The sequence below is a fragment of the Neomicrococcus aestuarii genome (assembly GCF_014201135.1).
Classification (GTDB): Bacteria; Actinomycetota; Actinomycetes; order Actinomycetales; family Micrococcaceae; genus Neomicrococcus; species Neomicrococcus aestuarii.
Window position 1 is genome coordinate 2109356 of record NZ_JACHDR010000001.1, and the last position, 13166, is coordinate 2122521.

13 protein-coding genes are annotated in these 13166 nt (G+C 59.3%); 10 read left to right on the forward strand and 3 right to left on the reverse strand.

The window, feature by feature from the left end; all coding sequences use genetic code 11:
- Positions 1 to 9: 9 nt before the first annotated feature.
- Complete coding sequence (locus HD598_RS09555) at positions 10 to 1503, reverse strand: CoA-acylating methylmalonate-semialdehyde dehydrogenase (protein ID WP_071894786.1); 1494 nt, start codon at positions 1501 to 1503, stop codon at positions 10 to 12.
- A 99-nt stretch (positions 1504 to 1602) separates the two neighbouring features.
- Between HD598_RS09555 and HD598_RS09560 the strand changes: the two genes are divergently transcribed.
- Both HD598_RS09560 and HD598_RS09565 read left to right on the forward strand, forming a co-directional pair.
- Positions 1603 to 3309: a helix-turn-helix domain-containing protein gene (locus HD598_RS09560; protein WP_071894787.1), complete on the forward strand. Its 1707-nt coding sequence runs from the start codon at positions 1603 to 1605 to the stop codon at positions 3307 to 3309.
- A gap of 42 nt (positions 3310 to 3351) precedes the next feature.
- Positions 3352 to 4155, forward strand: a complete 804-nt coding sequence (locus HD598_RS09565) for a gamma-glutamyl-gamma-aminobutyrate hydrolase family protein (RefSeq protein ID WP_071894788.1) — start codon at positions 3352 to 3354, stop codon at positions 4153 to 4155.
- Between the two features lie 488 nt (positions 4156 to 4643).
- Here the strand turns inward: HD598_RS09565 and HD598_RS09570 are convergent, their stop codons facing one another.
- Both HD598_RS09570 and HD598_RS09575 read right to left on the reverse strand, forming a co-directional pair.
- On the reverse strand, positions 4644 to 6038 hold the full coding sequence (locus HD598_RS09570) for an aspartate aminotransferase family protein (protein ID WP_183665486.1): 1395 nt from the start codon (positions 6036 to 6038) through the stop codon (positions 4644 to 4646).
- The gene (locus HD598_RS09575) at positions 6035 to 6463 is read right to left on the reverse strand and encodes an Lrp/AsnC family transcriptional regulator (protein ID WP_311539053.1); all 429 of its coding nucleotides are present in this window, start codon (positions 6461 to 6463) and stop codon (positions 6035 to 6037) included. The genes HD598_RS09570 and HD598_RS09575 overlap by 4 nt, the downstream gene beginning before the upstream one ends.
- A gap of 417 nt (positions 6464 to 6880) precedes the next feature.
- Between HD598_RS09575 and HD598_RS09580 the strand changes: the two genes are divergently transcribed.
- The 8 genes from HD598_RS09580 to rpsN all read left to right on the forward strand — a co-directional run bounded on the left by HD598_RS09580 (position 6881) and on the right by rpsN (position 12911).
- Positions 6881 to 8119 carry an ABC transporter substrate-binding protein gene (locus tag HD598_RS09580; RefSeq protein WP_183665490.1) on the forward strand — a complete coding sequence of 413 codons (1239 nt, stop codon included), beginning with the start codon at positions 6881 to 6883 and terminating at the stop codon, positions 8117 to 8119.
- A 3-nt stretch (positions 8120 to 8122) separates the two neighbouring features.
- Complete coding sequence (locus HD598_RS09585) at positions 8123 to 9292, forward strand: ABC transporter ATP-binding protein (protein ID WP_183665492.1); 1170 nt, start codon at positions 8123 to 8125, stop codon at positions 9290 to 9292.
- Entirely contained in the window at positions 9292 to 10287 is a 996-nt protein-coding gene (locus HD598_RS09590) for an ABC transporter permease (protein WP_183665494.1), read from the forward strand. Before HD598_RS09585 ends, HD598_RS09590 begins: the two co-directional genes overlap by 1 nt.
- A gap of 90 nt (positions 10288 to 10377) precedes the next feature.
- Positions 10378 to 11175 carry an ABC transporter permease gene (locus HD598_RS09595; protein WP_071894792.1) on the forward strand — a complete coding sequence of 266 codons (798 nt, stop codon included), beginning with the start codon at positions 10378 to 10380 and terminating at the stop codon, positions 11173 to 11175.
- 229 nt (positions 11176 to 11404) lie between these two features.
- A complete protein-coding gene (locus tag HD598_RS09600) occupies positions 11405 to 11890 on the forward strand; it encodes a MarR family winged helix-turn-helix transcriptional regulator (RefSeq protein ID WP_071894793.1) in 486 nt (161 codons plus the stop codon).
- A 306-nt stretch (positions 11891 to 12196) separates the two neighbouring features.
- On the forward strand, positions 12197 to 12433 hold the full coding sequence (rpmB, locus tag HD598_RS09605) for a 50S ribosomal protein L28 (protein ID WP_071895369.1): 237 nt from the start codon (positions 12197 to 12199) through the stop codon (positions 12431 to 12433).
- The gene (gene rpmG / locus HD598_RS09610) at positions 12433 to 12600 is read left to right on the forward strand and encodes a 50S ribosomal protein L33 (protein WP_071894794.1); all 168 of its coding nucleotides are present in this window, start codon (positions 12433 to 12435) and stop codon (positions 12598 to 12600) included. Before rpmB ends, rpmG begins: the two co-directional genes overlap by 1 nt.
- A gap of 5 nt (positions 12601 to 12605) precedes the next feature.
- A complete protein-coding gene (gene rpsN, locus HD598_RS09615) occupies positions 12606 to 12911 on the forward strand; it encodes a 30S ribosomal protein S14 (RefSeq protein ID WP_071894795.1) in 306 nt (101 codons plus the stop codon).
- The last annotated feature ends 255 nt before the right edge of the window (positions 12912 to 13166 follow it).

Sequence of the window (13166 nt, forward strand, 5' to 3'; positions counted from 1 at the left end):
CAGTCCTCATTAATCGTTCTGCGGGAAGCCGAGGTTGATTCCGCCGTGGCTTGGATCCAGCCACTTGGTGGTGACCACCTTGCCACGCGTGAAGAAGTTGACACCCTCCATGCCGTGCGCGTGGGAGTCGCCGAAGAGCGAGTTCTTCCAGCCACCAAAGGAGTAGTACGCCATCGGCACCGGAATAGGCACGTTGATGCCCACCATGCCCACCTGGACTTCGTTTTCGAAACGGCGAGCCGCGCCGCCGTCGTTTGTGAAGATCGCGGTGCCGTTGCCGTACTGGTTGGAATTGATGAGCTCTAGGCCCTCGTCATAGCTCGGGACGCGGACCACGGAAAGCACAGGGCCAAAAATCTCATCCGTGTAGATGCTCATGTCCGGAGTGACGTGGTCAAACAGCGTGGGGTTCAAGAAGAATCCTTCTCCGTCCGCATCGGGAGTGGAAGTACGGCCGTCCAGAACCACTGTGGCGCCAGCAGCCTCGCCTGCGTCGATGTAGCCGGAAACCTTGTCCCGGTGCTGCGCAGTAATGAGCGGTCCCATGTCGCAGCCGCGCGTACCGTCGCCCACCTTGAGCGTCTTGGTGCGCTCGGCAATCTTCGCCACCAGTTCATCGGCGATAGATTCCACAGCAACAATGGCGGAGATCGCCATGCAGCGCTCGCCGGCTGCACCATAACCGGCGTTGACGGCCGCATCGGCGGCGAGGTCAAGATCGGCATCTGGAAGCACCAACATGTGGTTCTTCGCGCCACCCAAAGCCTGCACACGCTTGCCGTGCGCGGTGCCGCGCTCGTAGACGTACTTCGCAATCGGGGTGGATCCCACAAACGAGACCGACTGAATCTTAGGGCTCTCCAAGAGGGTGTCCACGGCTTCCTTGTCACCGTGCACCACATTGAAGACACCTGCCGGAAGGCCAGCCTCTTCCCACAGCTTCGCCATCCAGTTCAGCGCAGATGGGTCCTTCTCGGAGGGTTTGATGACTACGGTGTTCCCGGTGGCGATCGCCAGCGGGAAGAACCACATGGGCACCATGGCCGGGAAGTTGAACGGAGAAATGATGGCAACAGGGCCCAAAGGTTGACGGATTGAGTGCACGTCAATCTTCGTCGAGGCATTCTCCGTGTACGCGCCCTTGAGAAGGTGCGGGATGCCGCAGGCCAGCTCCACTACTTCCTGACCACGGGACACTTCACCCAATGCATCGGAGAGCACCTTGCCGTGCTCGCGAGTCAGGATCTCGGCAAGTTCGCCCTTGCGAGCGTTCAAGAGCTCGCGGAAAGAGAACAACACTTGGGTGCGGCGGGCCAACGAGGTATCGCGCCAGGCCGGGAACGCGGCAGCCGCGGCGTCGATGGCCTTCTCCACCACGGACTTGCTGGCCAACTCGACTTTGCCAATGACCTCGCCAGTAGCCGGGTTATGAATATCGCCCAATCGGGCTTCATTCACAGGGGCGGTCAGTTCGCCGTTAATCCAGTGCGTCAACGTGTTCATGGTGTTCCTCTCAGAAAGCTGTCTTTCCTCGATTGTTCCGTCACGCGAACTGCCTGAACATATGCACTCTGTCAATGAATAAGCGCTAGAATTTACAAAGTGCAAAGTATTGCTTCGATTCTGAGTCTTCCGGAGGTCACCCGGGGCGATCCCGAGATCCTTTTGGGCGCCGATTCACTCGCCCAGCCCGTCCGATGGGTTCACGTCGCCGGCACCCAAAACCTCACCGGTCTGCTCACAGGCGGGGAGCTGGTGCTGGCCACGGCGGCCATCGCTGCGCCCTCCGCGGTTGCGGCCCGCCACTTCCTCGAAGTGCTCGCTTCCGAAGGCGCAGTTGCGCTCTTCGTTGAAGATCCTGTGCCGGAGCAGCTCACTATTCAGTACGACGACGCAGCTCACTTCTTGCGCGAAGCTGCCACGGCCGTCGGGGTCAGCTTCCCCGTGGTGCGGCTGCGCCGCGCGTTGCGCTTCGTGGAAATCACCCAGAGCGTGCACCGCATGATTGTGGTCGAACAGCTGGCCCAAGTGGAACGTGCTCGGCACCTGCACGAAGAGTTCGTGAGCCTCAGCGTCAACGGGGCGAGCCAAGAAGAGATTGTGGCCGCCGCCGCGCGTCTCGTTGGGGCTCCTGTAGTTCTGGAAGACCGGCAGCACCGCGTGCTCTCGTGGTCTGCCGAATCGGACGCGGCGCTGGAACCGTGGACTCAGCACGAGTCTCTTGAGGACGTTGCGGCCGAACGCGGTTGGGTGCACGTCGAGGTCGGAGTGGGTGGCCACGCGTGGGGCCACCTGGTCATTCCATTCAATGACGCGCCCCATCCCGACATGGACACCGACGACGCTTGGCGAACCGATGCGCGACTAGTCCTGGAACGCGCCGCCCAAGCGCTGACCATCAACAGGCTGGCCGGACGTGACGAGCGCGCGATCGTCCAGCGAGCCCGCTCGACCTTTTTCGAAGACGCAGCGAACGCTTCAACAAACAGTTCAACAAACAGTTCAGCGCACGGTTCAGAACATCGCCCTGCGCTCGGTGCGGGACCAAGCGCCGTGCGACGCCGCGAACTCAATGTGCGCGCTCAAGCCCTCGGGCTCGGAAGTGCACAGCGGTACGTACCAGGCGTCGTCGTACTCAAAAATAAGTATCCGCACGGTGCTGGGCGGCAAAACCAAGAAATAGAGCTCATTGAGCACCTGTACCGTAGCGCCGCGGCCGCGCGCATCCCGTTGCTGGCCGCGAGCACGGCGGGTGGAAACGTGGGCATGGTCGTGGGACTGCAGCAAGCGTCGCCATCAGCGGATTGGCGGGAAGCCGAAGACGCCGCCCTGAACGCGCTGCTCAAAGAACTCGACCCAGCGGGTGTGGCCGTGGGAGTGGTGCCAAGCGTGATCGAAGCGGTGGACGCCGCCGCGAGCATCGGTGCAGCAACCCGCGTGGCGCAAACTGCCGCCGCGCTCGCCGACCCAGATCGGCCGTTCTACCGGACTCAGGACCTTCGCCTGCACGGACTGCTATCCCAGTTCAGTACAGATGATCGGCTAGAGAACTTCATTGAAGCCGAGCTAGGTCCGCTGCTTCATCCCGTGGACGAATCCGCTTTGGACCTCTTAGGAAGTTTCGTGCGCGCGGGCGGGAACCGATCCGTGGTGGCGCGCGAACAATTCCTCTCCAGGCCAGCCGTATATGCGCGCTTGGAACGGCTCGAAAAACGGCTTGGAGTGTCCCTCGATGACGCGGAATCCCGGGCCTCATTACATATTGCTTTGCTAGCACGCGAGGTTCGCGGGGGACGAACATCACGGTAAGAGCCCATGTGGAACGGGGATTGAGAGAGTAATCTATCCGGCATGGATGAGAACCGATCGCCTCTCGAGGCTCACCCCGTCATTGGCCTGTCCTATGCACGGTCGGCGGAGTCGTACTCAGAGGGATACCGGGCCGAGATCATTGGCCTCGCGGAACGTGCCGAGAGCTACCTCTTGGCTGCCGGCGCCGATGTGATCATGCTCGACGCAAGCGTTGACGGCGTGCCGGACATGCACCGACTCGACGGCGTAGTGGTCATGGGTGGCGGCGACGTAGACCCGTTTTTGTACCACTCAGAAGGCCACCCTTCCATTTCTTTCGTGGACTCCGCGGCGGACCGCTTTGAATCATCGCTGGTTCGGCGAGCTGTAGAGAGCTACACGCCAGTCTTGGGCATTTGCCGAGGACTGCAGATCATGAACGTGGCTTTGGGCGGAAGCCTCATTGAGGATCTCGGCGAAGGCACCATTCACGGAACTGCCACCGCTGATGCAGCCATGGCCGATCACTCCGTGCAAGTGGTGGAAGAGACCTTGCTGTCCACGATTCTGGGAGTCGGCGACATCACCGTGCGCTCGTCCCACCACCAAGCCATTCAGCGCTTGGCCAATACGTTGCAGGTCAGCGCGTGGGCGCCGGACGGTGTTGTAGAAGGCATCGAGGCCAAGAGCCACCCCGATGGCACCACACCTTGGGCTGTTGGAGTGCAGTGGCACCCCGAAGAAGCTGGGACGCAGCCCGGACAGTTCGAGGCTCTCGTCACGGCGTTCATTGCGGCCGCCACCGAAAAGCAGATCGCAAAGCGCGCGAGCGAACAGGACGCTGAGTCCACCCCGGTTGGCTAGAGCCGCCGAGTAATGCGCGTGGTCTGCGAGCCGCGAGTTGTCACAGCCCGCCTCTAGTCGTAGCCAAAGTTGTGCGCGCTTGTTCGCGTAGGCACGCGATGGCGCCGTAACGCTCCTGGACTGGAACCATCCGTAACGATTGTTGCGGAGGTGAGCTGCGTCGTCGTACTGAATGTTGCATATGGGACTGGACGGTTCGTAGCGATTATTGCGCGGCCGCAGTTACATGTAGCTGGCGTTGCGTAAACGCTGTCTCTGCGCCGACGATCACGCAACAGCAGCTACATGTGAACCGGGGCGCCCGGGAGAACCCGGCCAAAATGCGCCCAGACAAAGCAACGACGGCTATCAGGGACCTCGGAGGTCACCCGGATAGCCGTCGCCGTTTGCCCGCAGAATGGTTGTGGTCACGCTGCGAACGTCCGACTCGCGCAGGGTCTCGCCCGAACACGCGCCGGAAGTCGTGGGTACTAAAAAAATATTAGTTACTAGATCTTAGTACTTGCTTCGGTCAATACGCTACGCAGAATGCTCTCGATGTCATCAAACTCTTTCTGACCGATCGTGAGCGGTGGCGCCAACTGAATGACTGGGTCGCCACGGTCATCCGCGCGGCAGTACAACCCGGCGTCATAAAGCGCCGTGGAAAGGAACCCGCGCAGCAGACGCTCAGACTCATCATCGTTGAATGTCTCCTTCGTGGTCTTGTCCTTGACCAGCTCGATTCCGTAGAAATAGCCGGCGCCGCGCACGTCGCCCACAATCGGCAGATCCAACAACTTGGACAGCGTGGCCTTGAAAGCGTCCGCGTTGTCCTTGACGTTCTGGTTCAGGCCCTCGCGCTCCATGATGTCCAGGTTGGCCATGGCAACCGCGGCAGAAACAGGGTGTCCGCCGAAGGTGTAGCCGTGGTAGAACGTGGTGTCGCCCTTGGTGAACGGCTCAAAGAGCTTCTCGGACGCGATCATCGCGCCGATAGGGGAGTAGCCCGAGGTCAGGCCCTTGGCGCACGTGATGATGTCCGGCGTGTAGCCAAAATCAACACACGCGAACATGGAACCGATGCGACCAAACGCGCAAATGACCTCGTCAGAGACCAAAAGGACGTCATACTCGTCGCAGATCTCGCGCACGCGCTGGAAGTATCCCGGTGGTGGCGGGAAGCAGCCGCCGGAGTTCTGAACTGGCTCAAGGAACACGGCCGCAACGGACTCGGCGCCTTCAAACTCGATGGCTTCGCGGATACGCTCGGCAGCCCAGATACCGAAGTCCTTCTCGTTATCCTCGAACTGCTCAGGAGCGCGGTAGAAGTTGGTGTTCGGGACGCGGAACGTGCCCGGAACCAACGGCTCAAACGGGGTCTTCATGCTCGGCAAGCTAGTGATGGCCAGGGCGCCTTGAGGCGTGCCGTGGTAAGCGAGCGCACGGGAGATGACCTTAGTCTTGCCCGGCTGGCCCTGAAGTTTCCAATACTGCTTCGCGAGTTTGAACGCGGATTCCACCGCTTCGCCGCCGCCGGTCGTGAAGAACACGCGGTTCAAATCACCCGGAGCGTAGTCAGCGAGGCGCTCGGCCAAATCAATGGCGGGCTCATGCGCGTAGGACCACAACGGGAAGAAGGACAACTTCTTGGCCTGCTCTTGCGCAACGGCGGCAAGCTCTTCGCGGCCGTGACCCACCTGGACCACGAACAACCCGGAGAGGCCGTCGATGTAGCCCTTGCCTTTGTCGTCATAAATCATGTGGCCTTCGCCGCGCGTGATCACGGGGACGGTGCCGCCCTTGACGATGCCGCTGTGGCGGGCCATATGCATCCACAAGTGATCGCGGGCAGCTTGTTGGCGGTCCGTGCCCTTGGGAGTGGTGCTTGGTGTGGTTGTCATGGAGTACCCCAGTTATAGATTTGCTTGCGGAGCGAGAGATACATGAACGTTTCAGTCTCTCGAACACTTTTGATAGCGCGAATGGTGTGGATGATGTCCAGCAGGTCTTCGTCGTTCTCACAGACAACTTCCGCGAGAACATCGAACTTGCCGGCAGTCACCACGCAATAATCGACGGCTGCGAGCTTCGCGATCTCGTCAGCTGTCTTGATCATGTCGCCGGCGCACCGCACGCCAATCATGGCGTTGCGCGGGAACCCCAACTGCAGGGGATCCGTCACGGCGACGATTTGAATCACTTTGGAATCAAGAAGTTTCTGCACTCGTTGGCGCACGGCCGCCTCGGAAAGGCCCACAGCCTTGCCAATGGATGCATAGGAGCGTCGCCCATCTTCTTGAAGATGGCCAATGATGTTCTTGCTGATCTCATCGAGCGGGAATCGCTCCGGCGCTGATGGATCACCATGCTCCGCGCGGGATCCGGATCCAGTCCGGTCTCCGGCCTCGGTTGCCACGAAGTATCAACCTCCTGAAAAAGGTGTCTAGTGCTCTCTGCAATCTGGGCGAAATCGCCGAAAGTGAGAGAGCGGGAAACTGGAATGTGTACCGAGCGTAGCCGGTAATCAGGAAGTTGGAAAGAGGAAAACGTCAGTCCTCAGATAATTTCGCAACTAATTTCGTTGCCGTAACAAAAAATTAACACGCAAACTATTGTCACCACCCGCTGGCACTGGCATGATCTTTTCATTCCCGCGTTACGCGTTTGGCTTGCACCGTTCAAGCAATTCACTCGCGAGAGAACGCTCGAGTTCAGGATTCGGTCCACACACAAGGAGTCCCACATGACCACGCGACGACCCATTGATCAGCACCCTGATCCACGAGTTCGTGCCCTCGTTAAGGCCCAACTCAACCGCCGCTCCCTCTTACTCGGCGCGGGCGGTCTGGGCATGGCCGGTCTGCTGAGCGCTTGCGGCACGTCCGGTACGTCCGGTTCTGCCAGCGGTTCCTCCGCCGCGGCCGGCCCTACCGCTGCAGTGGATAAATCCGCTGAGGAAAAGACGGTTGCCTGGGCTAACTGGACGCTGTACTTGGATTACGACGACGCCTCCAAGACTTACCCTTCCCTGCTTGATTTTGAGAAGACTTCAGGAATCAAGGCCACGTACGCCGAAGATATTGACGGCAACGACTCCTACTACGGCAAGATCCAGGCGCAGTTGGCCGCCGGTCAGGACATTGGGCAGGACATCATCACGCCCACCGACTGGATGGCCGGACGACTCATCCGCCAGGGCTACACGCAAGCGCTCGATCACGCGAACATCCCGAACATCAAGAACCTGCGCGCCGCACTCAAGGATGTGGACTTTGACAAGGGCCGCGCCCACTCGCTCACGTGGCAGTCAGGTTTCGGCGGCATCGCGTGGAACAAGGAAAAGATTCCGGGCGGACTCAAGTCCGTGGATGACTTGTGGAAGCCAGAGCTCAAGGGCCGCGTCGAGGTGCTCGACGAAATGCGAGACACCATGGGCTTGCTCATGATGGCTCAGGGCGTGGACATCACCGGCGACTGGGGTGATGACGAGTTTGATAAGGCCCTCGAGACGCTCACGCAGCAGATCGACTCCGGCCAGATCCGCCAGGTCAAGGGCAACTCCTACAAGGAGGACCTCGTGTCCGGCGACGCACTTGCGGTGATCTGCTGGTCTGGTGACATCACGCAGTTGAACTTCGAGAACGGCGACAAGTGGGAGTTCGCCATCCCTGAATCCGGAGGCACGCTGTGGAGCGACAACATGCTGGTGCCGATTGGCTCCCAGCATAAGGCGAACGCCGAGGCGCTCATGAACTACTACTACGACCCCGAGGTTGCAGCAACCGTGGCTGCGTACGTGAACTATGTGTCCCCAGTTGAGGGAGCGAAGGAAGCCATGGAAAAGGTGGACCCTTCGTTGGTGGACAACAAGCTCATTTTCCCCACGGATGAAGATCTCAAGGCTGTCAGTGTGTTCCGCAGCTTGTCTTCGGATGAGGAAACGAACTACGGCAACAAGTTCCAGACCGCGATTGGTGTCTGATAGATGAGCGTTTCATATCCCGCTACGGGAGCAGTGTCCATCGTGAAGGATCCGGGCAAGGACGGCGGCGCGGATCTGCACTTGCAGAACGTGTCCAAGCGGTTCACCGAATTCACCGCGGTGGATGATCTCACCCTGACCATTCCTGCTGGTTCATTCTTTGCATTGCTGGGTCCGTCCGGTTGCGGTAAGACCACGACCTTGCGCATGGTCGCCGGCCTCGAGCATCCCACCGAGGGAACGATTTCTATCGGTGGCGAGGATGTCACGGAGCTGCCGTCCCATAAACGCCACGTCAACACGGTGTTCCAGTCCTACGCGTTGTTCCCGCACATGAACATTCTGGAGAATGTGGCGTTCGGGTTGAAGCAGCGCAAGGTCAAGAACGCAGTGGAGCTCGCAAAGCAGGGCCTTGAGCTTGTGGAGCTGGGGCACCTAGCGTCCCGCAAGCCGGTGCAGCTTTCGGGCGGTCAGCAGCAGCGCGTCGCGTTGGCGCGCGCCCTGGTGAACCGTCCGGCCGTCCTCTTGCTTGACGAGCCGCTGGGCGCGTTGGATATGAAGCTTCGCCGCCAGATGCAAGTGGAGCTCAAGGCCATTCAAACGGAGGTGGGTTTGACGTTCGTTCACGTTACCCACGACCAAGAAGAAGCCATGACCATGGCAGATATTGTTGCCGTTATGAACAAGGGCAAAGTGGAGCAGATGGGCGCGCCTCGCGAGCTCTACGAGCTTCCCAAGACCGCGTTCGTCGCGAACTTCTTGGGCAAATCCAACCTCATGAAGGGCCGCGTTCAAGAGCAGAGCGGTGATTTGTTGGGCGTGGACGTTGCTGGCTCACGGTTGTGGGTTCCCGCTTCCCGTACGACGACGCAGGGTGGCGATATCGTCATCGGCGTACGTCCGGAGAAAATGCGGATTGGGCACGTTGGCGAGTTCGACATTCCGGCAGGCTTCAACTCGCTTACCGGCACCATCATTGATGCGTCCTTTACTGGTGTCTCCACCGAGTACTTGGTGGACATCCCGGGCGTTGGAACGTTTGGAACGTTCACTCAGAACTTGGGTCAAGACACCGGCGTTCCCGGCGACACCGTTGAAATGACGTGGGATCCGGCGTTCACGTTTGGGCTCGATGGCGACGATGACCCCACCGCAGGTATCGAGGCCCACTAATGAGCAGCCTTGACACCTCAGCAGGATCTAACGGCACTCCAGCAGGATCAAACGGCACACAACTCGATGTGAAGCCAAGCGGCCGCAAGTCCGGGCCGGTAGAGTTCCGCAGCCCCGGGGAGATCGCCGCGGAGAAGAAGCGTGGACGAATCGGTCTGGCACTCGTGCTGCCGGGCTTCATCTTCTTGTTGCTGTTCTTCGCAGCGCCCGTATTGGTGCTCTTGGCGATGTCTTTGTACGCGAAGCCTCCAGGGGCGGAGATCGGCGAATTCGTTCCCGCTCTCCAGTTCAGCAACTACGCCGAAGTGTTCTCCTTATATTGGGAGCCGCTCATCCGTTCGTTCGCGTTCGCGGCGGTAGCTACCGTGCTGGCGTTGTTGATCGGTTACCCGATGGCATATCTGGTGGCGGTTCGACTTCGGCAGCATCGCCTTCTCGCCGGCATTCTCTTGGTGCTCTTGATTGCACCGTTCTTCTCTTCGTTCATCCTGCGTACGCAAGCGTGGAAGCAGATCCTCGCGGATGAAGGGCCCGTGGTTTCGGTTCTTCGAGCCGTAGCGATCCTTCCGGAAGATGGCCGCCTGACCGCCTCGGTGGTGGCCGTGATTGCCGGTTTGACCTATAACTTCCTGCCGTTCATGACCCTGCCTATCTATGCGAGCCTTGAACGATTGGACACTCGAATGCTGGAAGCCTCCGGCGATTTGTATGCGTCTCCGTTCACCACGTTCCGCAAAGTGACCTTGCCGCTATCTATGCCTGGTGTTTTCGCCGGCACGCTGCTGACGTTCATCCCGGCCTCCGGTGACTACGTCAACGCGGCGATCCTGGGTAACAACAGGGACACCACCATGATTGGTCAGGTCATCGACTCCCGCTTCTTCCGCGTGGTGGACTACCCGGCTGCTTCGGCGCTCTCGGCCATCTTGATGATCGCCATCTTGATCCTCGTGATGATCTACATCCGCCGCTTCGGAACGAAGGACCTCTTCTAACGTGGCTGGGATCTTTACAACTGTGGCGAGCACGCATCCTTCTTCGCGATGGCTCAGGCCAGCACCCAACGACTTCCTCCAGGAGGAACGATGAGACAGAAAATTGGCCGGTGGATCATCCCGGTTCTCGGTGGGCTCGCGTTCGTGTACTTGTTGGTGCCGATCGTCTACATCTTCGCCTTCTCCTTCAACGACGCCGGCCGCACCAACCTGACGTGGCGAGGCTTCACACTAGAGAACTGGCAAAACCCCTGCGGGGCGCCACAGATCTGTGAAGCCCTCGGTAACTCGCTCCAAGTCGGCGTGATCGCCACCATCGTGGCCACCATCTTGGGCACGTGCATCGCGTTGGGACTGGTCCGCTACAAGTTCAAGTTCCGCAATACCGCGGACCTGCTCATCATCTTGCCGCTCGCCACTCCTGAAGTGGTGTTGGGCGCATCCTTGCTGGCGCAGTTCTTGAACCTTGGCTGGGACCTAGGCTTCGTCACCGTCGTTATCGCGCACATCGTGTTCTGCATGGCGTTTGTGGTGGTGACGGTCCGCGCTCGAGTCTCCGGGCTAGACTCTCGACTCGAGGAAGCTGCCGGCGACCTCTACGCCTCGCCTTTCCAGACCTTCTGGAAAGTGACGTTCCCGTTGCTCCTGCCAGGCATCGTCTCCGCAGCCCTGCTGAGCTTTGCTATGAGCTTCGACGACTTCATCATCACCAACTTCAACTCCGGCAACTTCGACACGTTCCCGAAGTTCATCTACGTGGCAGCAGCCCGAGGCATCCCGGCTCAAGCCAACGTGATCGGCTCGGCCATGTTCATCCTGGCCCTGTTGGTAGTGGTGATCGGCGAAGTACTGCGCTACCGCCGCGAGAAAGCACTCTCCGCCAAGTAGTACACACTCGCCGCAAAGAAGCGCTCACCTCAAAATAAGCGCTCTCCGCGAGGCAATTCTGCTCAGTCCATAAGTGACGTTGTGCCCGATTCTCTGAGTACGTTTCAGAGCTTCGGGCGCTCGTCGCTTAACGCCACCACAGCGCCACCCCACGACGATTACGGAAATCACACTGCGTCGTCGTACTAAAATTTCCAAGGATTTACCGAACTTATGAGAATATTGCGACATGACTGAACCCCGGTGGCTCACCCCGCAAGAACGTGAAGCGTGGCTAGCTGTTCTTGCGCTGACCATGCACTTGCCCAGCCGCCTCGATTCAGAACTGCACTCCGAAGCGCGCATCACGCTCTTTGACTACAACGTCATGGCGATGCTGTCCGAAGCCGAAGAGTTCTCACTGCCCATGAGCGAGCTGGCCATCCGCACCAACGCGTCGCTCTCGCGGCTCTCCCACGTTGTCAAAAAGCTTGAGAAGCGCGGCTGGCTGGATCGCAGCCAATCCGAACTCGACGCTCGCGTCACCATGGCGCACCTGACGCAGGACGGCTTCGCGAAGCTTGCTGAACTCGCTCCGGGCCACGTGGAAGCCGTGCGAGAAGCGCTCCTAGACCCGCTCACCGCGGACGAAGTTAAAGAGCTCGCACGCATTGGGCGCAAGATCACACAAGCGCTCGCGCCGGATCACTGGATTTTCCGGGATAGCTCAGTTTGAGGTCTCAGGGCTTAATGCTCTAAGATAGTAAGGCATTAAGTCGCGTCGCCTTGCCGTGTCCTGCGAGGGTTAATCCCTTGCGTCGGTACAGCAAACGATGCGGCGGCCCGTGCATCCGAAATCGTCAGCTCCCTGGGTAGGGAAAAATGCCCGAACTGCCGACGAGTTCACCGTGTTTTCGCGCAAGAGGCGCTTCGGTTGGTTCTCACCCAGCCTGGTTTCCTTCAACGAAGTCGCAGTAAACGGTGTCACAACTGGATTGGCGGGAATACCCGCCAATATTTACTACAACTTGGAGGAGTGATCATGGCAGCTGTATGCCAGGTGACCGGTGCCGTCCCAAACTTCGGGCACAGCATCTCCCACTCGCACCGCCGTAACAAGCGTCGGTTCGACCCAAATATTCAGAAGAAGCGTTACTTCGTGCCATCTTTGCGCCGTAACGTGACGTTGACCTTGTCCGCCAAGGGCATCAAGACCATCGATGCTCGTGGCATCGACGCTGTTGTTGCAGATCTTCTCGCGAAGGGTGTGAAGCTCTAATGGCAAAGGATAAGGACGTACGTCCCATCATCAAGCTCAAGTCCACTGCGGGCACGGGCTACACCTACGTCACGCGCAAGAACCGTCGTAACGACCCTGACCGTATGGTCTTGAAGAAGTTCGATCCCGTGATCCGTAAGCACGTCGAATTCCGAGAGGAGCGCTAAGAACAATGGCTAAGAAGTCCAAGATTGCTCGTAACGAGCAGCGCAAGGTCATCGTTGAGCGCTACGCCGAAAAGCGTCTCGCCCTCAAGAAGGCTCTTATCGATCCAAACTCGACCGATGAGCAGCGCGAAGAGGCTCGTTTGGGCCTCCAGAAGCTTCCACGCAACGCTTCTCCAGTTCGCCTCCGCAACCGCGACGTCATCGACGGCCGCCCACGCGGAACCTTCCAGAAGTTCGGCATCTCCCGTGTTCGCTTCCGCGATATGGCTCACCGCGGTGAGCTTCCGGGCATCACGAAGTCTTCTTGGTAAGCCCTTAGGCTAACCACTTCGAAAGGCTCCTCCTTCGGGAGGGGCCTTTCGTTGTATCTGGAGTCTTTTGTGCCCGTTGTTGCCATTGTTCCCGGGTGAGTTTGTCTGGTGGGGCTTTAGTCGCTCATGGGTGTGCGGGAGGCGGTGACTTGAGTGTCGCTACAGACCGCATGTAGCTGGTGTTGCGTGATCGTACGTTCAGAGACTACGTGTACGCAACACCAGCTACGAGTGCTTCCAAGGCGCCTCAAACAG